Genomic DNA, 15,337 nt, shown 5'->3' on the forward strand with positions numbered 1-15,337 from the left:
CTTACTTCCAGCTCATCTCCCAGAAGCGGGGCAGCTCGTCGGAGTAGGCGCGGAAGTTCAGGTCCTTGGTGGCCACGTAGTACACGGGCAGCGACCAGAGCGGCACCGAATAGGCGTTCTCGGCGATCAGGTCCAGCGCCTTCTTGTAGTAGCCGTTGCGGGCCTTGGGCTCCACCGTGTGGTCGCCCTTGTCCAGCAGGTCCTTGACCTGCGCGTCGCGCGTGATGTCGTCGGCGCCGCCGCCGTAGTACACGGGCGTGGAGGCCGAGGTGTCGTTCACGAGGTTGGAGCCCCAGGTCTGGTGCACCAGGGCGGCCTTGTTGCCGCGCACCTGGTCGCGCATGGCGGCGTACTGCAGGAAGTTGAGCTTGGCCTTGATGCCGACGGCCTGCAGGTAGTTGATGATCGCCTCGGTCTGGTTGCGCTCGCGGTAGGCGTGGATCGTCAGCTCGAAGCCGTTGGGGTAGCCGGCCTCGGCCAGCAGCTTCTTCGCCAGCGCCGGGTCGTACTTGTAGTCGGCCGCGCCCTCGTGCGTGCATCCCACCTGCGACGGCGTGCAGATGGTGTGCAGGATCTCGGCGCCGCCGCCGACGATGTTCTTGACGATCGCCTCGCGGTCGATCGCGTGGGCGATGGCCTTGCGCACGCGCGGGTCCTTCAGCTGCGGGAAGGGCGTGCTCTCCTGCGAGTTCATCTGCAGGAACACGATGCGCATGGTGTTGCCGCTGACCACCTGCAGGTTGGGCACGGTCTGCAGCTTCTCGGCCTGGTCCTTCGGCACGTGCATGATGAAGTCCTCGCCGCCGGACATCACCTCGGCCATCTGCGTCTGGCGGTCGGGGATGAAGCGGATGCGCACCTTGCCGATCTTCGGCTGCGGGCGCGGCGAGTCCTTGAAGTAGCCGTCGAACTTCTGCAGCGTGATCGACTTGCCCGGAACGTACTCGATGACCTTGTAGGGGCCGGAGCCGACCGGCTTGGCGTTCATGCCCTTGGGGCCGACTTCCTTGTAGTACTTGGCCGGATGGATCGCCAGCGTGGTGGCCAGGTAGTCCTTGGCGGCCGGGAACGGCTCCTTGCTGATCACGCGGACCTTGTACTTGTCGACCTTCTCCACGCGGTCGATCCAGCGCACGTTCTGCTGCGTGACGGCCTTGTTGGCCGGATCGGCCACGTAGTTGAGCGTGTAGACCACGGAGTCCGCGTCGAAGTCCTCGCCGTTGTGGAACTTGACGCCCTGGCGCAGTTCGAATTCGAGCGTCTTGTCGTCGACCTGCTTCCAGCTCTTGGCCAGCTGGCCCTTGTACTCGTGCGTCACCGGGTCGCGGTACAGCAGCGTGTCCCACACCGTGGCGCCCAGGATCACGCCGATGCGCACGTTGTTGTAGTACGGATCGACGCTTTCGGGCGCCTGGTCGTACGCCATCTCCAGCGTGTCGGTGCTCTTGCCGGCCCAGGCGGGCGGCAGGGCGACGAGGGTGGCGGCCAGCGCGACCGCCGCGCACTTCAGGATGGGGCTCATGGACTGCTCCTGCTTCAATTTCGAGCGAAGCAAAAACGATATCAACGAAGCGGCCCGTTCGATTGCATGCTAACCCTTAGGCGCATGACGGCGCGCCGCGCGGGCCTTACACCAGCACGTACTCCAATGCCCAGTAGTACTTCCACGCATGGAAGCGCACGTCGCGGGCGCTTCCCCGCACGGCTTCGCGCAGCTCGCCTTCGCCGGGGAAATTCTTCAGCAGCCGGTGGCGCGAGCCGTCGTCCAGCGTGCGCCACTGCCAGGTGTCGCCTCCGGCGTCGGGGTCGGACACCGGCGTGCTGTTGCCCTCGACGTAGAGGTTGTCGAGGAAGACGATGCGCGCGCCGGGCACCAGGGCGCGGTGCAGTCCTTCCAGGAAGCCGGCGATGCGGCGCCTCGGAACGTGCGAAACCCAGAAGCCGGCGAACGCCGCTTCGAAGCCGGGCGCGGCGGGCGGCAGCGCATAGGCGTCGCCGGTGGTGAACTCCACGCGCTCGCAGGCAACGCGGGCACGCGCGATCCGCAGGGTCTCCGGCGCCGCGTCGATGGCCAGCACGCGCGTGGCCACGGGGGCGATGAACTGCGTCCAGTAGCCGGTGCCGCAGGCGACCTCCAGCAGCGAGCGGCCGGCGAACACCGTCGGCAGCCAGCGCTCGATGGCGCGCAGGTCGTCCTGGCGCTCGGGCTTGGCGTAGATGCGGTCGTACTCGGGGGCCCGGGCGGCGTAGTAGTCCTGCACGGCGCGCGATGCTACGCCGGGTCCGGCCCGGCCGCTAGAAATCCTCGGCGAATTCGTCCGGCGGCACGAGATTGGTGAGCGCGCGGAAGGCGCCCACCAGCAGCAGCGCCTGCGCCACGGCCAGCAGCGGCAGCGGCCGCAGCAGCGCCACGACGCCCGGCAGGCCGGACCACGCACCCTGCGAGGCCGCCGGCACCACCGCCGCCGCGCGATCGGGCAGTCCCAGCATCAGCGCGATGCCGACGCCGTAGAGCGCGATGCCGGCGAGCAGCAGCCGCAGGCCGCGCCGCGGGAACAGCATGCGGCGGTTCAGCTGGATGAGATGCGCGAACAGGACGACGGCGCCGGCGGCCAGCACCAGCTCCGTCATCCAGCGCTGCACGCCCACCTTCGCGAGCAGCCGGTGCAGCGGCGCCATCTGCTCCAGCGTGGCCAGGAAGGGCAGCAGCAGCAGCGTGAGGGCGACCATGAGCCGCTTCATTTCTTCCTCCGCGGCCGGACGACCGGTGCTTCGGGCACCGCATGCAGGTTCACCAGCACGCCGACCATGCCCGCCAGCACGCCCAGCCGGCTGAGGAGCTCCGCGCATTCCAGCAGCAGGAGATGGGCGCTTCCATTCCCCGTCGCCTCGCGCAGCTGCGCGGCCACCAGTTCGCGCGTGCCGTGCACGTGCAGGACGAGGAACAGCAGCGAGAAGACGGCCAGCACGGCGAGCCACGCGTTCCAGCGCGGGATCCGGTGCGCGAGGCGGCCGTGGCGCCACAGCGCCCATGCGGGCAGCGCGCCGGCCAGCGCGCCGAGGCCCGCCAGGTCGGTGCCGGCCAGCCGCAGCTCGAGCGGATCGATGCCGTTCTGCTCCAGCGCCAGCCTCAGGGGAAACAGCAGGGACAGCAGGATGGCCAGTCCCGCCAGAACGGAAGCTCTCTGCAGCATGTCGCGCCCTCCCGCGCTGCGTGTGCGGCCGTTATACCCGGCGCCCCTCGGCGCGCGGACCGCACCAGCCGCCGTACGGTCGGGCAGGGGCGACGAGCGTCGGGCGCCCCGCCGTCCAGCCGCCGAAAAGCGACGGTCAGGCGAGACGGAGCTGCTGCAGCCGGCCGTGGTGCGCCAGCTCGCGCAGCAGCAGGACGTCGGCGACGAAGGGCTGCCGGCCTTGCAGGGCGGGCGGCGGCAAGCGGCCGGTCGCCAGGTCCACGAGCCGCAGGAAGAGCGTCTCGAACGCGTCCACGCTCCAGGCCGTGCCCGTCTCGGAGAGGACGGCGCCCAGGCCGGACCGCAATCGCCTCGTGAGGTCCTCGACCTCCAGCACGGCGCCGGCCAGGCGCGCGGCGTGCGGCATCAGCCAATCCTCCGCGACCTCGATGGCGCGCTCCAGCTGCGCCTCGTCGACCGGCCGCGAAGGGTCCAGCAAGGCGGCGGCGCCGCCGGCGAGCGTGGCGATATCGGCCCACGCGCCGCCGCGCGCCTCCTGCAGCAGGTAGGCCTGTTCCGTGATCGCGAGGCGGGCGGTCATGGCGCTTCAATCGGCAAGATAGCCCAGGACCAGGCGCAGCGCACGCGCATCGATGCCGTGGCCGAGGCCCGGCAGCAGGTCGAGCGTGGCTTCGGCGCCGAGCGCCTGAAGCGCCCGCGCGGCATCCACCGAGAAACGCGTCGGCACCACGCCATCCTGCTCGCCATGGACCAGGTGGATGCGCACGCCCGCCGGCGCGCGCCGCACGCCCTGCGCGAAGCGGCCGGCCAGCGCGATCACGCGCGCGGCCGGCGCGGCATCGGCCTGCGTGGCCTCCAGCGACATGATCGCGCCCTGCGAGAAGCCGACCAGCACGGTGGCCCCCGGAGCGAGCCCGCTCTCGTGCTGCCAGTGCGCGACCGCCTGCAGGAAATCCGGCATGGCGGCGGCGATCCGCGCGGGACGGTTCTCCTCGGTGACGCCGACGACGGAGAACCATTCGCGCCCGCGGCCCAACGTGGACGGATGCGCCGCATCGACGCTCACCACCATCGCCTCCGGCGCGGCCTGCGCGACGGCCTCGCCCAGCGGCACCAGGTCCGCGGCGGAGGAACCGACGCCGTGGAACAGCAGCACCAGCCGCGCCGCCTGCCGCGGGCGCGCGATCACGACGGACGCGTCAGGCATGGGCGGCCTCCTCCATCTCCAGCGCCACGCGCTGGCCGAACACGTACGACTCCATCGCGAGCACGCCATGGCGGATGCCGCCATCCAGCACGGTGGCGGGCGTTGACTGCATCGCCGCGCCAGCGGCCACCAGCAGGGGCAGGAAGTGCTCGGTGGTCGGATGCGCGCGCCCGGCGTGCGGCGCGAGCTCCAGTGCCTGCTGCAGCCGCTGCACGTCGCCGGATTCCACCGCCTGCCGGATCCAGGCCGAGAACTCGCGCGCGTACGGCGCCTCGGCGGCGTCGCCCACGCGGAACTCGTACAGGTTGTGCGTGAGGCTGCCGGAGCCCACCACCAGCACGCCTTCAGCCGCCAGCGGCGCCAGCGCGCGGCCCAGCGCGAAGGCGCCGGCGGCGTCCGTGACCAATGGCAGGGACACCTGCACCACGGGCACGTCCGCCTCCGGGTACAGGTGCATCAGCGGCACCCAGGCGCCGTGGTCCAGTCCGCGCTGCGGGTCCAGCTTGGCCGCGATGCCGCTCGAGCGCAGCAGTTGCTGCACATGCGAAGCGAGCTCCGGCGCGCCAGGCGCTGGATATTGCAGCGCGTACAGCGCGCGGGGGAACCCGCCGAAGTCGTGGATGGTCTCCGGCCGCGGCGCGGCGCCGACCTCGACGCCGCGCGTCATCCAGTGCGGCGACACGATGACGACGGCCTTCGGCTTGCCGAGCGCGCGGCCGAGCGCGCGCAGCTGCGCGCCGGCCAGGCCCGGCTCGATCGCGAACGTCGGGGCGCCGTGGGAGACGAAGAGGGGCGGAAACGGCTGGGTCATGGTGGATGTCCTTCCTTTCCGTCCAATGTATTGACCCGGTGCAAGGGATTAAAGTGCCTTGATCTGGATGGACAGTTCACGGAATCGGGACAATGGACAAGTACCAGGAGATGCGCGTCTTCGCCGGCGTGATCGACGCGGGCAGCTTCGTCGCCGCCGCGGACGCGCTGGGCCTGTCGAAGGCGGCCGTGTCGCGCTACGTCTCGGACCTGGAGCAGCGCCTGGGCGTGCGGCTCATCCACCGCACCACGCGCAAGCTGTCGCTCACCCCCGAAGGCGAGGTCTTCCTCGCCCGCAGCCGCGAGATCCTGGCCAGCATCGAGGCCTCGGAGGCGGAGATCTCGAAGCATGCCGCCGAGGCCAGCGGGCTGCTGAAACTCAGCGTGCCGGTCAGCTTCGGCATCCGGCACCTGGCGCCCCTGTGGAGCGAGTTCCTGGCGGCGCATCCGCGCGTGTCGCTGGACGTGCAGCTGGCCGATCGCGTGATCGACCTGGTGGACGAAGGCTTCGACCTGGCGGTGCGCATCGCGCGCCTGCCCGATTCGTCCCTCGTGTCGCGGCAGCTCGCATCCACGCGCCTCGTGCTGTGCGCGGCGCCCGAGTACCTGCGGCGCCGAGGCACGCCTCGGCATCCGTCGGAACTCGCGCAGCACGACGTGATCGGCTACAGCCTGCTCGCGATGGGCGACCAGTGGCAGTTCACCGGGCCGGAGGGGCCGGCCAGCGTGAAGGTGCGGTCGCGGCTGGTGACGAACAACGGCGACACCTGCCTGGCCGCGGCCCTGCGCGCGAGCGGCATCCAGCTGCAACCGACCTTCCTCGTCGCTCGCGCGCTCGCGGCGGGCGATCTGGTGGAGGTGCTGCCGCAATACCGCTCCATCGACCTGGGCATCTACGCCGTCTACCCCACGCGCAAGTTCGTGCTGCCCAAGGTGCGGGCGGTGCTGGACTTCCTCTCGGCGAAGCTGGCCGGCGCCGACTGGCTATAGGAAGGGCTTGAGGCGCCGCGCGAAGCCGTCGTGGTCCACCGCCGCGACGCGTTCGACGATGTTCGCCTGCGCCAGGATGGCCCGGTACTGCGCGACGGCGGCGCGCGCGCGCGGCAACGCGACGTCGTCGGCCTCGCTCTCCATGATCTCGAAGCGCACGTTGGCCGGCAGCGGCTGCCGCAGGCTGGCCATGAAGTCCGAGCGTGGATCCATCTCGCGCGCCATCGGCAGGGCCAGCGCCTTGATCACGAGCGAACTCCCCGGCAGCCGCGCCAGCATCGCCCAGCCGCTGCCGCCCCAGGGCGTTCCGTAGGCGGTGAACGCGACCGATTCGAACTGCTGCAGGCGGCCCTGCTCCGCCAGGAGGTGCAGCGCCTTCTTGGCGACCAGTCCGCCCATGGAGTGCGCGAGCAGCGTGATCTTCCGGGCGCCCTGGGCCTGCAGTTGCGCGAGGCCGTCGGCGAGCGCGCGTGCGTTCTGCGTCATCGTGTGCGCGCGATGGTCGCCGGTGAACCCGTAGAAGGCGGCCTCCCGGCCCTGCAGTTCCGGGAACCAGGGTTCGAACCAGCGCCAGGTGTTGTTGATGCCGCTGACCAGAACGATGGCCTGCGCGTCGCTCTTGCCGGGGCCGAGCGGTTGCAGCGCGGGCAGCTGCGCGAACGCGCCGCCCGCACAGAGCGCGACACAGAAGCCGAGGATCCAGCGCATGGCGCCTCCCCAAAGTCCTTGCCCCTCTGGAGCTTCTGTCGAGCTCCTGGCTCCGCCTCGGAAGGGGGAAGTATGGAGGAACAAGGGCTCGGGCGGGGCTGTATGACGAATTAATTTTTCTTTTCCATATATCTTTAATTTGACATTTAGCGCGCCCCGGCTATCCTCCGGGCATGGCACTCCTGACCGAACTCGGCTCGGCTGTGCGAAGCCGCAGGCGGGAGATCGGCCTGACGCAGCAGCAATTGGCCGACCTCGCCGAGCTCTCGCGCGTGACGATCAACGCACTCGAGACGGGAAAGCTGAAGGACCTGAGCTCCAACCGGATCGAACGGCTCGCGAATGAACTCGGGTTCGCGGTCGGCCTCGTCGGCCGGCGGCGGCCGAAGGAAGGCAGCGCGCTCGAAGCGGCTGCCCGGGTCGCCAGCGTGCCTTATGGGGAAGCGCTGCCGGCGGGAATCCTCGCCGACGCCCTCCGGCAAGGCGCCGTGCCGCCGGGATACATCCCTCACCTGAGGACTCTTCTCCAGGAAGCGCCGGTGGCCATCCTGGCGGGGGTCGCGGACGAATTGCAGCAGGTGGACAAGATTCCTGCGCCCGATACCTGGAAGCGCATGCGCTTGCTGGCGCAAGCCCTGAAAGCCGATCGCCGCTTATGGCAAGACCGATCGATCTGAGCAGGCCCGGCGCGTGGAGCGAACTGTTCCACGCCGCGCTGAAGCTCACCGACCACCTGGGCAGCGTCATGGAAATGCCGCAGTGGACCTTCGGCGGCGGGACGGTGCTCATGCTCCGCCTGGATCACCGCTACAGCCGCGACATCGATCTTTTCGTACCGGATCCTCAATACCTCGGCCACGTGACGCCGCGTCTTTGCGACGTGGCGCAGGACCTCACGACCGAGTATGTGGAAACGGCCGAGTACGTGAAGCTGCTGATGCCATCGGGCGAGATCGACATCGTCGTCGGCGAGCCCCTCACAAGCGAGCCCTGGGAACTGGTCACCTACCTCGGGCGCGAGATCCGCGTCGAGACCAACGCCGAGATCCTTGCGAAGAAGATGTACTTCCGCGGGAACCAGGCCAAGGCACGGGACCTGTTCGACCTTTGCGCCGTGGCGGACCTGGACCCGGCTGCCATGGACCTGGCGGCGCCGTTCCTCGCGCGCCACGGGCAGGCGTTCATCGACCGGATGAAGGCGAACGCAGGCTTCCTGGAAGCGGAATTCGCCGCAATCCACCGCATCGCCTACGAACGCCCGTTCGAGGAATGCCTCGTTCTTGCGGAAATGATCGTGGACTCCGCGACCGCCCCCTAGCCTCGCCTCCGCAACGGCGCCAGCAGGTGCCGCAGCCCGTTGTGGTCGATCTCGTGCATCAGCGCCAGCAGCCGCCCCAGTTCGCCGGGCGGGAAGCCCTCGCGGGCGAACCAGTTCAGGTAGTTGCCGGGCAGGTCGGCGATCCGCGTGCCCTTGTACTTGCCGTAGGGCATTTCCACCTGCACCAGCCGCATGAGCGCTTCCGACATGCGCCCATTGTCGCCCGCCCATGTTTCAGCGGTCACAAAGCGCCCCGCCCCTGCAACACGCCCGTCCCGGCGCCGCCGCACAGTGGTCCCTGCTCCCCCGGAGCCCGCGCCATGAACCCGCCGTGCACCACCGTCGCCCTCTTCTCCGACAGCCTGCGGACCGAGGCCGGCGTGCGGGCGCTGCGGCAGGCCGGCTTCGACCTGCGGCGCCTCTCCATCGTCGGCCGGAACTACCACAAGGAGGAGCACGTCGCCGGCGTCATCGACCGCGGCGACGGGCCGCGCTACTGGGGCCGCTTCGGGAAGCTGTGGTCCAGCTGGAGCGGCGTGCCCGCCGGTTCCGCGCTGCTGCTGTTCCCCGGCGTGGGGCAGGTGGTGATCCTCGGGCCTTTCGTCAATGCGGTTTCGGCGGGCGTGGGCGATGCGGGCCGGGGGCCGCTGTCCTCGGCGTTCGCGTCACTGGGGCTCGCGCCGGAAGCCGTGGAGCGCTACGCGCGCGCCATCCGGGCCGGCCGCTTCGCCGTGCTGCTGCAGGGCGGCCGCGGCGAGGCCGACTTCGCGCGGTCGCTGCTGCAGGGCGCCGGCGCGCTGGAGGTGCGCGAGCACGCGCTCGCCGAGGATGCCCCTGCGCCGGACCTGCTCCGCGACCTGCACGGCAGCGCGGCCTCGCCGCCGGCCTGACGATGCGGCCCCGGCGCGCCTCAGTACAGCGTTTCCACTTCGCAGGCCAGGCGGTAGCCGGCGCCGCGCTCCGTGAGGATCAGCGCCGGCAGCGCGCTGTCCTCCTCGATCTTCACGCGCAGCCGGCGCACCTGCACGTCGATGGTGCGGTCGTAGACCTCGGCCTCGTGCAGCCGCGACATCGACAGCAGCTGCTCGCGCGTCAGCACCCGCTGCGGCGCGCGGCACAGCGCGGCGAGCAGGCTGAACTCGCCGTTGGACAACGGCACCAGTCGGCCGTCCGGCGCGACGAGGCGGCGCGTGCGCAGGTTCAGCTCCCAGCCCGCGAAGCGGAAGCCGCGCCGCGCGTTGTCGCGCTCCGGCAGCGTCGCCTGCACCTGGTAGCGGCGCAGCACGGCGCGCACGCGCGCCAGCAGCTCGCGCGGGCTGAACGGCTTGGTGACGTAGTCGTCGGCGCCGAGCTCCAGGCCCATCACCCGGTCGGCCTCCTCGTTGCGGCCGGTGAGCAGCACGATGGGCACGGTGGCGCGCTCGCGCAGGCTGCGCGCGAGCTGCATGCCGTCCTCGCCGGGCAGGCGCAGGTCCAGCAGCACCAGGTCGATCGCCTCCCGCTCGAACAGCGCGAACATCTCGCCGCCGGAGGCGGCCGTGCTCACGCGCAGTTCGTTGTCCACCAGGTACTCGGCGACCATCTCGCGCACGGCGGGGTCGTCGTCGACGACGAGGATGTGCGGTGCGGTGGCAGTGTTCATGGGCGGATCCGGGGTGCGGCGCTCCGGCACATGCTAGCGGAGGCATGGCGGCCCGATCGCGGACGATGTCAAATGTCATCCGGATGCCCGGCTCCCCTTCCTCCGCTCCCGCCCCCGTGAGCCCCTGGCGCTGGTGGGGCGCGGCCCTCGCGCTGTGGCTGCTGCTCGCGGCGGCCGCCGGGGCGGCGCTTTGGCAGCTGCGGCGCGATGCGCTCGAGGCCCAGACGCGCGAGCTGGGCCTGCTGTCGCTGGCGCTGTCCGACGAGATCGACCGCGGCCTGCGCGGGCTGGAGGAAGGCCTGCAGGCGGTGCGGACCGAATTGCAGCAGGGCCGCCTGCCCGTCGCCGGCCCGCTCGCCACCGAGGCCTTGCGCACGCGGGCCGACCTGATGCCGCTGGCGAGCGCGCTGTCGCTGAGCGATAGCGCCGGCCGCGTGGTCGCCTCGTCCGATCCGGACGCCGGCGGCGCCCTGTCCAGCTTCGGCACGCGCCTGCATGCGCTGCCGGCCGACGGGCTCGCGCTGGCCGACCCGCTGCCGGACGTGGACGGCGCGGTGGCGGCCCTGGGCCTGCGCGCCGACGGCGTGGCCGCCCTGCCCGGCGGCTGGATCCTGGCGGCGATGCCCGCGCGGCTGCTGCTCGGCGCCTTCACGGTGGCATCGCCCGCGCCCGATGCAGGGATGGCGGTCTTCCGCGGCGACGGCGAGGTGCTCGCCGCCGCCAACCAGGGCACGCTCACGCAGGCGCAGGTGCGCGCCGGCCACGACATGGGGCGCATCGCGCGCGCCGACCTGGTCCGCCTGCCGGGCGAGCGCGACCGGCTGCTCGCCGTGCACGACCTGCGCCGCTACGGCATCGAGGTGGTCGTGGTGCGCGACCTGGACGCGATGCTGCGCGCGTGGCGGCAGACGGCGGAAGCGGCGGCGCTGTCGCTGCTGCTCCTGCTGGTGGTGCTGGTCGCGGCCGTGCACTTCGCGCTGCTGGCGAACCGGCGCCGCGTCGATGCGCAGCGCGCGGCGCAGGCGCAGCGGGCGCGCGCGAGCCGGCTGGAGGCGCTGGGCACGCTGGCCGGCGGCGTCGCGCACGACTTCAACAACGTGCTGGCGGCCATCGTCGGCTATGGCGAGATGGCCCGCGACGCGGCCGCGGACGGCACGCCGCAGGCGCGCCATCTCGATCGCGTGCTGCAGGCGGCCCTGCGCGGCAAGGCGCTGGTCGAGCGCATCCTGAGCGTCAGCCGCGGCGGCGCGCGCGCCTCCACGGTGTTCGCGCTGGAGCCCGTGGTGGAGGAGGTGCTGGCCCTGCTCTCCGCATCGCTGCGCCCAGGCATCGTGCTGGAGCGCGCACTGGAAGCGCCCGATGCGCGGCTGCGCGGCGACCCGACGCGCGTGTTCGAGGCCGTCATGAACCTGTGCACCAACGCGCTGCAGGCGATGCCGCAGGGCGGCATGCTCAGCGTGGGCGTGCAGCGGGTCCACGTGGAGGAAGCGCGCGTGCTGTCGCACAGCTCGCTGCCGCCCGGGCGCTACCTCGCGCTCGCCGTGGCCGACCAGGGCAAGGGCATCACGCCGGAAGTGGCGGAACACCTGTTCGAACCCTTCTTCACCACGCGCACGGCGCACGCCGGCACCGGGCTCGGCCTGGCGCTCGTGCACGGCGTGGTCGCCGAGTTCGGTGGGGCCATCGACGTGCAGGGCGCGCCGGGCCGCGGCGCCCGCTTCACGCTGTACCTGCCGGAGAGCACCGAGCCCGCCGCCCTGGCACCCGCCGCCACGCCGGCGACGGCCGCCGGGGCCGGACAGGCGCTGCTGGTGGTGGACGACCAGCCGGAGCTCGTCGCCATGACGCAGGAAATGCTCGGCGGGCTCGGCTACCGCGCGAGCGGCTTCACCGACCCCACGGCGGCGCTCGCCGCCCTGCGCGCCGAACCCGCGCGCTATGCCGCGCTGGTCACCGACGAAGTCATGCCCGGCCTCGGTGGAACGGCGCTCGCGGAGGCGGCGCGCGCTGTCGCGCCCGAGCTGCCCGTGCTGCTGGTCAGCGGCTACGGCGGCCAGTCGCTCGCGCAGCGCGCGGTGGCCGCGGGCGTGCGGCGGGTGCTGGCCAAGCCGCTGCAGCGGGCGGAACTCGCCGCCGCCCTCGCCGCGGTCCTGCGGCAAGACGGCACGGCTGAGCCAGCTTCGTTGCATCTGTCATCCGCGGACGGCTGCGGACCATCGCACTGACACATCCCGGGTCCAGAGTGGGGGCATCGCAGCCCCGCCAAGGAGACCCGCCGTGTTCACATCACCGACCACCCTGGGGGTGCTCGCCGCACTCGTGGGCGCCGGCGCTTACGGCGCACCGCAGGCCGTGTTCCTGGTCGCGGGCGAAGACGGCTGCGAGCGCGCGGCCATGGAGATCCGCCGCGCCCAGGTGGAGCTCTATTGCAGCCACGACGCGGAGGCCATGATGGAGATCCGCACCGCCCGCGCGCTGCTGCACCTGATGCACGACGGCCGCTACGGCCAGGCGCTCACCGGGCTGGACCGCGCCGCCTGGATGGCGCGCCAGGGCCGGCTCACCGAGGCCGAGGATGCGCTGCAGGACGCGCTGACTGCCCTGCGCGCCACGCTGGCCCGGGCCTGAGCATCGGCGGGGACCGAGGCCATGCTGGCCCTGCACGAGGCCTCGCCGGCCGCGCGGCTGCTGATCGACGCGGCCGGCGCGGAAGCGATGCCGCGCGGGCTGGCGACGCTGCTGTGGCAGCGCCTGCGCGCCGGCCTGCAGCATGGCGACGGCCCGCAGCCCGACGGCGCCACGCTGGAGATCGACGACCTGCAGGGCCGCCGCGTGCTGTCGCTGCACGGCGCGCAGCCGCCGCTGGAAGTGGCGCTGCCGGCCGGCACCTACCACGTGCACGTGCGCCGCGGCGCGCTGCGCCGCCGCTACACGGTGACGCTGGAATCGGGCGCGCTGTTCCGCCTGTGCGTGGGCGGCTGAGGGCGCGCCCTCAGGCCCGCGTCATCTGCCGGCCCAGTTCCTTCTGCGGCAGGTAGGCGCCCTCGAAGCGCAGCGTCTCCACCAGCCGCTTCGTGTCCAGGTCGTTGGCCGGCTGGCCGGTCGCGATGGACTGCGCCGCGGCGGTGCCGGCGGCCTGGCCCATCATGTAGGCGGCGGACTGCGCGCGGATCGAGCCGTGGACCTTGGTGTCGCTGGAGTGGCAGCGGCCGGCGACCCACAGGTTCTCCCAGCCGCGCGGCACGAGGATGCTGTAGGGGATGCCGACGCAGTCCCCCTTGCCCAGGTTCTCCTTGCCGTGGAAGTCCTTCATGAAGCGCTCGTACTCGGCCTTGCTGGTGTCGGTCGGGTGCACGTCGGTGGGGCGGTTGTAAACGGCCACCTGGTCGTGGAACTGGCGCTTGGAGCGGAAGTCGTCGATGGTCAGCTCGAACTCGCCGACGATGCGGCGCGAGTCGCGCACGCCCATCAGCGGCGCCGTCGTCAGCAGCTCCAGCTGCTCGCAGCCGGGCACGTACTTGCGGTAGAACTCGGTGTACTCCACGGCCAGCTTGCGGCCGAACACCATGCCGTCCGACAGGCTGCGCACCGACAGCGGGTTCAGGTTGAACACGTGGCCGGCGTTGAGCGTCGCGCCTTCCGGGCCGACGCGGTTCATGCCGGGGAAGAAGCGGTCTTCCTGGGTGAAGAAGCCGTCCTCGATCGCCTTCGGCACGAGCTCGGAGCGGACGCGGCTCTTCACCGCGTCGAGGCCGCTGCCGTTCTCGCCGTAGGCGGGGTCGTTCCAGTTCATGCCCGCGAGCAGCGAGCACAGCGTGCTGGGCGACACGGTCTCCGTGTCGCGCAGGACCGTCTTGCAGGCGGCCCCGGCCAGGGCGGCCAGCGCGGCGTCGCCGGTCGCGTCGATGAAGGCCTTGGCCGGCACGTAGCGCAGGCCTTCCACGTTGCTGAGGATCACGCCGTTGATGCGCCGGCCGCTCACGTCCGCCTCCACCACGCGCGTGAAGAAGCGCAGCTCCACGCCCGCCTGCACGGCGAACTCGTCGAGGATGCGCTTCAGGTGCTCGGGCTGGAAGGGCACCCAGCGATTCAGCTGCCGGTGCAGGTAGTCCTGCGTGACCTGGGGCGCGAAGGCCTTGCGGGCCCACATGGTGTCGAGCAGCTCCTTCATGAAGCCGCCGACCAGCATGCGCTCGCCGTCGGACACCGGCCCGAAGGACGCGACGAGGCCGCTGGTGCCCATGCCGCCCAGGCAGCCGGTGGCCTCGGCCAGCAGCACCTTGAGTCCGCTGCGCGCGGCGCAGACGGCGGCGGCGGTGCCGGCCGGCCCGCCGCCGGCCACGACCAGGTCGTACGGTTCTTCGGCAGGGAGTTCGCGGGTGAGCTTGTAGGTGGAAGCGGTCACGGCGTGCTCAGCCCTTCGCCAGCGGCCTGGTCAGCGCGGAGAAGCGCTTGATCTCGCTCTGGATGAAGGCCGAGAACTCGGCCGGGCCCTGCGGCGCGACGTCGATGCCCATCTCCGCGAGCGCCTTGGCCATCGCCGGCTCCTTCGTCACGGCCTGCAGGTCCTCGCCGAGGTGCTGCACGACGTCGGGCGGCGTGCCGGCCGGCGCGACGAAGCCCGCCCAGTTCACGGCCTCGTAGCCGGGCAGCGTCTCGGCGATCGTGGGCCACTGCGGAAACAGCGGGCTGCGCTGCGCGCTCGTCACGCCCAGCACCTTCATCTGGCCCGCCTTGATGAAGTTGACGGCGGAGCTCACGACCGAGAAGCCCATGGGCAGGATGCCCCCGACGATGTCGGTGTACATCTTGGCGGCGCCGTTGTAGGGCACGTGCTGCAGCGTGATGCCGGCCATGGCGTTGAGCATGTCGCCGGCGAGCTGCGCCGAGGTGCCAATGCCGTTGGAGCCGAAGGAGATCGCGTTCGGCGCCTGGCCCCTGGCGAGCGCGATCAGCTCCCTGACGTCGTTCGCCGGGAAGCCGGTCGCCGCCACCAGGCCCATCGTGTAGTGGCCCACGCGGGCCAGCGGCTGCAGGTCCTTGATCTCGTAGGGCAGGTCCTTGCGCTGCACCGCGTTGATGCTCAGCGAGCTCCCGAGCAGCGCGATGGTGTGGCCGTCGGCCGGCGCGCGCACCGTGGCCAGCGTGCCGACCACGACGCCGCCGCCGGGGCGGTTCTCCACGATCACCGACTGCTTCCAGCGCGCCTCCAGCCGCTCCGCGAACAGGCGCGCGAGCCGGTCGGCCGCGCCGCCGGGGGGCTGCGGCAGGATCAGCTTCACGGTGTGGCCGGGAAAGCCGGAGCCCTGCGCGCGCACGAAGGCGGGGGCGAGCACGCCGGCGGCGGCGGCGCCGAGCAGCGCGCGGCGGCGGAATGCGGATCGGATGGTCATGGGTGCGACTCCTGGATGCTGGCGCGCATGGTGCGCAGCGCCCCGGGGCACCGTCAAATGAAAAGAGTTGGCAAG

Annotated in this window: 19 protein-coding genes; 7 read left to right on the top strand and 12 right to left on the bottom strand. The window is 71.7% G+C overall.

What is annotated here, in order from left to right:
- Nucleotide 1 precedes the first annotated feature (1 nt).
- The 7 genes from ACY0MJ_RS00840 to ACY0MJ_RS00870 all read right to left on the bottom strand — a co-directional run bounded on the left by ACY0MJ_RS00840 (nt 2) and on the right by ACY0MJ_RS00870 (nt 5,212).
- Complete coding sequence (locus ACY0MJ_RS00840) at nt 2-1,522, bottom strand: ABC transporter substrate-binding protein (protein WP_462636360.1); 1,521 nt, start codon at nt 1,520-1,522, stop codon at nt 2-4.
- Between the two features lie 106 nt (nt 1,523-1,628).
- On the bottom strand, nt 1,629-2,261 hold the full coding sequence (locus tag ACY0MJ_RS00845) for a class I SAM-dependent methyltransferase (protein WP_462636362.1): 633 nt from the start codon (nt 2,259-2,261) through the stop codon (nt 1,629-1,631).
- A gap of 34 nt (nt 2,262-2,295) precedes the next feature.
- A complete protein-coding gene (locus tag ACY0MJ_RS00850; RefSeq protein WP_462636363.1) occupies nt 2,296-2,742 on the bottom strand; it encodes a hypothetical protein in 447 nt (148 codons plus the stop codon).
- On the bottom strand, nt 2,739-3,194 hold the full coding sequence (locus tag ACY0MJ_RS00855) for a hypothetical protein (RefSeq protein ID WP_462636364.1): 456 nt from the start codon (nt 3,192-3,194) through the stop codon (nt 2,739-2,741). The genes ACY0MJ_RS00850 and ACY0MJ_RS00855 overlap by 4 nt, the downstream gene beginning before the upstream one ends.
- A 136-nt stretch (nt 3,195-3,330) precedes the next feature.
- Nucleotides 3,331-3,774 (bottom strand): hypothetical protein, encoded by a 444-nt coding sequence (locus ACY0MJ_RS00860; protein ID WP_462636365.1) that lies wholly within the window; start codon nt 3,772-3,774, stop codon nt 3,331-3,333.
- Between the two features lie 6 nt (nt 3,775-3,780).
- The gene (gene ypfH / locus ACY0MJ_RS00865; protein ID WP_462636366.1) at nt 3,781-4,401 is read right to left on the bottom strand and encodes an esterase; all 621 of its coding nucleotides are present in this window, start codon (nt 4,399-4,401) and stop codon (nt 3,781-3,783) included.
- Nucleotides 4,394-5,212, bottom strand: coding sequence for a DODA-type extradiol aromatic ring-opening family dioxygenase (locus ACY0MJ_RS00870; RefSeq protein ID WP_462636367.1), 819 nt, complete (start codon nt 5,210-5,212; stop codon nt 4,394-4,396). The genes ypfH and ACY0MJ_RS00870 overlap by 8 nt, the downstream gene beginning before the upstream one ends.
- Before the next feature lie 92 nt (nt 5,213-5,304).
- On the opposite strand from ACY0MJ_RS00870, the gene ACY0MJ_RS00875 reads away from it, so the two are divergent.
- Nucleotides 5,305-6,201, top strand: a complete 897-nt coding sequence (locus ACY0MJ_RS00875; RefSeq protein ID WP_462636368.1) for a LysR family transcriptional regulator — start codon at nt 5,305-5,307, stop codon at nt 6,199-6,201.
- Here the strand turns inward: ACY0MJ_RS00875 and ACY0MJ_RS00880 are convergent.
- The gene (locus tag ACY0MJ_RS00880; RefSeq protein WP_462636369.1) at nt 6,196-6,909 is read right to left on the bottom strand and encodes an esterase/lipase family protein; all 714 of its coding nucleotides are present in this window, start codon (nt 6,907-6,909) and stop codon (nt 6,196-6,198) included. The genes ACY0MJ_RS00875 and ACY0MJ_RS00880 overlap by 6 nt on opposite strands.
- Before the next feature lie 173 nt (nt 6,910-7,082).
- Between ACY0MJ_RS00880 and ACY0MJ_RS00885 the strand changes: the two genes are divergently transcribed.
- Nucleotides 7,083-7,586 (top strand): helix-turn-helix transcriptional regulator, encoded by a 504-nt coding sequence (locus ACY0MJ_RS00885; RefSeq protein WP_462636370.1) that lies wholly within the window; start codon nt 7,083-7,085, stop codon nt 7,584-7,586.
- Entirely contained in the window at nt 7,565-8,227 is a 663-nt protein-coding gene (locus ACY0MJ_RS00890) for a nucleotidyl transferase AbiEii/AbiGii toxin family protein (RefSeq protein ID WP_462636371.1), read from the top strand. Before ACY0MJ_RS00885 ends, ACY0MJ_RS00890 begins: the two co-directional genes overlap by 22 nt.
- Here the strand turns inward: ACY0MJ_RS00890 and ACY0MJ_RS00895 are convergent.
- Complete coding sequence (locus ACY0MJ_RS00895) at nt 8,224-8,436, bottom strand: DUF3820 family protein (protein ID WP_462636372.1); 213 nt, start codon at nt 8,434-8,436, stop codon at nt 8,224-8,226. The two genes, ACY0MJ_RS00890 and ACY0MJ_RS00895, sit on opposite strands and share 4 nt — an antisense overlap.
- A gap of 111 nt (nt 8,437-8,547) precedes the next feature.
- Between ACY0MJ_RS00895 and ACY0MJ_RS00900 the strand changes: the two genes are divergently transcribed.
- Nucleotides 8,548-9,117 carry a hypothetical protein gene (locus ACY0MJ_RS00900; protein WP_462636373.1) on the top strand — a complete coding sequence of 190 codons (570 nt, stop codon included), beginning with the start codon at nt 8,548-8,550 and terminating at the stop codon, nt 9,115-9,117.
- A gap of 20 nt (nt 9,118-9,137) precedes the next feature.
- On the opposite strand, the gene ACY0MJ_RS00905 is transcribed toward ACY0MJ_RS00900, so the two are convergent.
- Nucleotides 9,138-9,869, bottom strand: coding sequence for a response regulator (locus ACY0MJ_RS00905; RefSeq protein WP_462636374.1), 732 nt, complete (start codon nt 9,867-9,869; stop codon nt 9,138-9,140).
- Nucleotides 9,870-9,952: 83 nt separating this feature from the next.
- On the opposite strand from ACY0MJ_RS00905, the gene ACY0MJ_RS00910 reads away from it, so the two are divergent.
- From ACY0MJ_RS00910 to ACY0MJ_RS00920, 3 genes are read left to right on the top strand one after another with little or no spacing between them, the layout of a single operon-like run.
- Nucleotides 9,953-12,094, top strand: a complete 2,142-nt coding sequence (locus tag ACY0MJ_RS00910; protein ID WP_462636375.1) for an ATP-binding protein — start codon at nt 9,953-9,955, stop codon at nt 12,092-12,094.
- A 52-nt stretch (nt 12,095-12,146) separates the two neighbouring features.
- Nucleotides 12,147-12,497 (top strand): hypothetical protein, encoded by a 351-nt coding sequence (locus ACY0MJ_RS00915; protein ID WP_462636376.1) that lies wholly within the window; start codon nt 12,147-12,149, stop codon nt 12,495-12,497.
- Between the two features lie 21 nt (nt 12,498-12,518).
- On the top strand, nt 12,519-12,851 hold the full coding sequence (locus ACY0MJ_RS00920; RefSeq protein WP_462636378.1) for a hypothetical protein: 333 nt from the start codon (nt 12,519-12,521) through the stop codon (nt 12,849-12,851).
- 10 nt (nt 12,852-12,861) lie between these two features.
- Here ACY0MJ_RS00920 and ACY0MJ_RS00925 read toward each other — a convergent pair whose 3' ends face one another.
- Nucleotides 12,862-14,274, bottom strand: coding sequence for an FAD-dependent oxidoreductase (locus tag ACY0MJ_RS00925; RefSeq protein ID WP_462636379.1), 1,413 nt, complete (start codon nt 14,272-14,274; stop codon nt 12,862-12,864).
- Between the two features lie 7 nt (nt 14,275-14,281).
- Complete coding sequence (locus ACY0MJ_RS00930; protein ID WP_462636380.1) at nt 14,282-15,262, bottom strand: tripartite tricarboxylate transporter substrate-binding protein; 981 nt, start codon at nt 15,260-15,262, stop codon at nt 14,282-14,284.
- Nucleotides 15,263-15,337 lie beyond the last annotated feature (75 nt).

It is taken from the genome of Ramlibacter sp. bp-362 (assembly GCF_054956735.1).

What these genes read in the sequence shown, in the direction of transcription:
- ypfH (WP_462636366.1), bottom strand. Translation starts at nt 4,401, where the DNA reads ATGCCTGACGCGTCCGTCGTGATCGCGCGCCCGCGGCAGGCGGCGCGG.
- ACY0MJ_RS00850 (WP_462636363.1), bottom strand. Translation starts at nt 2,742, where the DNA reads ATGAAGCGGCTCATGGTCGCCCTCACGCTGCTGCTGCTGCCCTTCCTG.
- ACY0MJ_RS00900 (WP_462636373.1), top strand. Translation starts at nt 8,548, where the DNA reads ATGAACCCGCCGTGCACCACCGTCGCCCTCTTCTCCGACAGCCTGCGG.
- ACY0MJ_RS00910 (WP_462636375.1), top strand. Translation starts at nt 9,953, where the DNA reads ATGCCCGGCTCCCCTTCCTCCGCTCCCGCCCCCGTGAGCCCCTGGCGC.
- ACY0MJ_RS00895 (WP_462636372.1), bottom strand. Translation starts at nt 8,436, where the DNA reads ATGTCGGAAGCGCTCATGCGGCTGGTGCAGGTGGAAATGCCCTACGGC.
- ACY0MJ_RS00840 (WP_462636360.1), bottom strand. Translation starts at nt 1,522, where the DNA reads ATGAGCCCCATCCTGAAGTGCGCGGCGGTCGCGCTGGCCGCCACCCTC.
- ACY0MJ_RS00905 (WP_462636374.1), bottom strand. Translation starts at nt 9,869, where the DNA reads ATGAACACTGCCACCGCACCGCACATCCTCGTCGTCGACGACGACCCC.
- ACY0MJ_RS00930 (WP_462636380.1), bottom strand. Translation starts at nt 15,262, where the DNA reads ATGACCATCCGATCCGCATTCCGCCGCCGCGCGCTGCTCGGCGCCGCC.
- ACY0MJ_RS00890 (WP_462636371.1), top strand. Translation starts at nt 7,565, where the DNA reads ATGGCAAGACCGATCGATCTGAGCAGGCCCGGCGCGTGGAGCGAACTG.
- ACY0MJ_RS00885 (WP_462636370.1), top strand. Translation starts at nt 7,083, where the DNA reads ATGGCACTCCTGACCGAACTCGGCTCGGCTGTGCGAAGCCGCAGGCGG.
- ACY0MJ_RS00855 (WP_462636364.1), bottom strand. Translation starts at nt 3,194, where the DNA reads ATGCTGCAGAGAGCTTCCGTTCTGGCGGGACTGGCCATCCTGCTGTCC.
- ACY0MJ_RS00870 (WP_462636367.1), bottom strand. Translation starts at nt 5,212, where the DNA reads ATGACCCAGCCGTTTCCGCCCCTCTTCGTCTCCCACGGCGCCCCGACG.
- ACY0MJ_RS00860 (WP_462636365.1), bottom strand. Translation starts at nt 3,774, where the DNA reads ATGACCGCCCGCCTCGCGATCACGGAACAGGCCTACCTGCTGCAGGAG.
- ACY0MJ_RS00880 (WP_462636369.1), bottom strand. Translation starts at nt 6,909, where the DNA reads ATGCGCTGGATCCTCGGCTTCTGTGTCGCGCTCTGTGCGGGCGGCGCG.
- ACY0MJ_RS00875 (WP_462636368.1), top strand. Translation starts at nt 5,305, where the DNA reads ATGGACAAGTACCAGGAGATGCGCGTCTTCGCCGGCGTGATCGACGCG.
- ACY0MJ_RS00920 (WP_462636378.1), top strand. Translation starts at nt 12,519, where the DNA reads ATGCTGGCCCTGCACGAGGCCTCGCCGGCCGCGCGGCTGCTGATCGAC.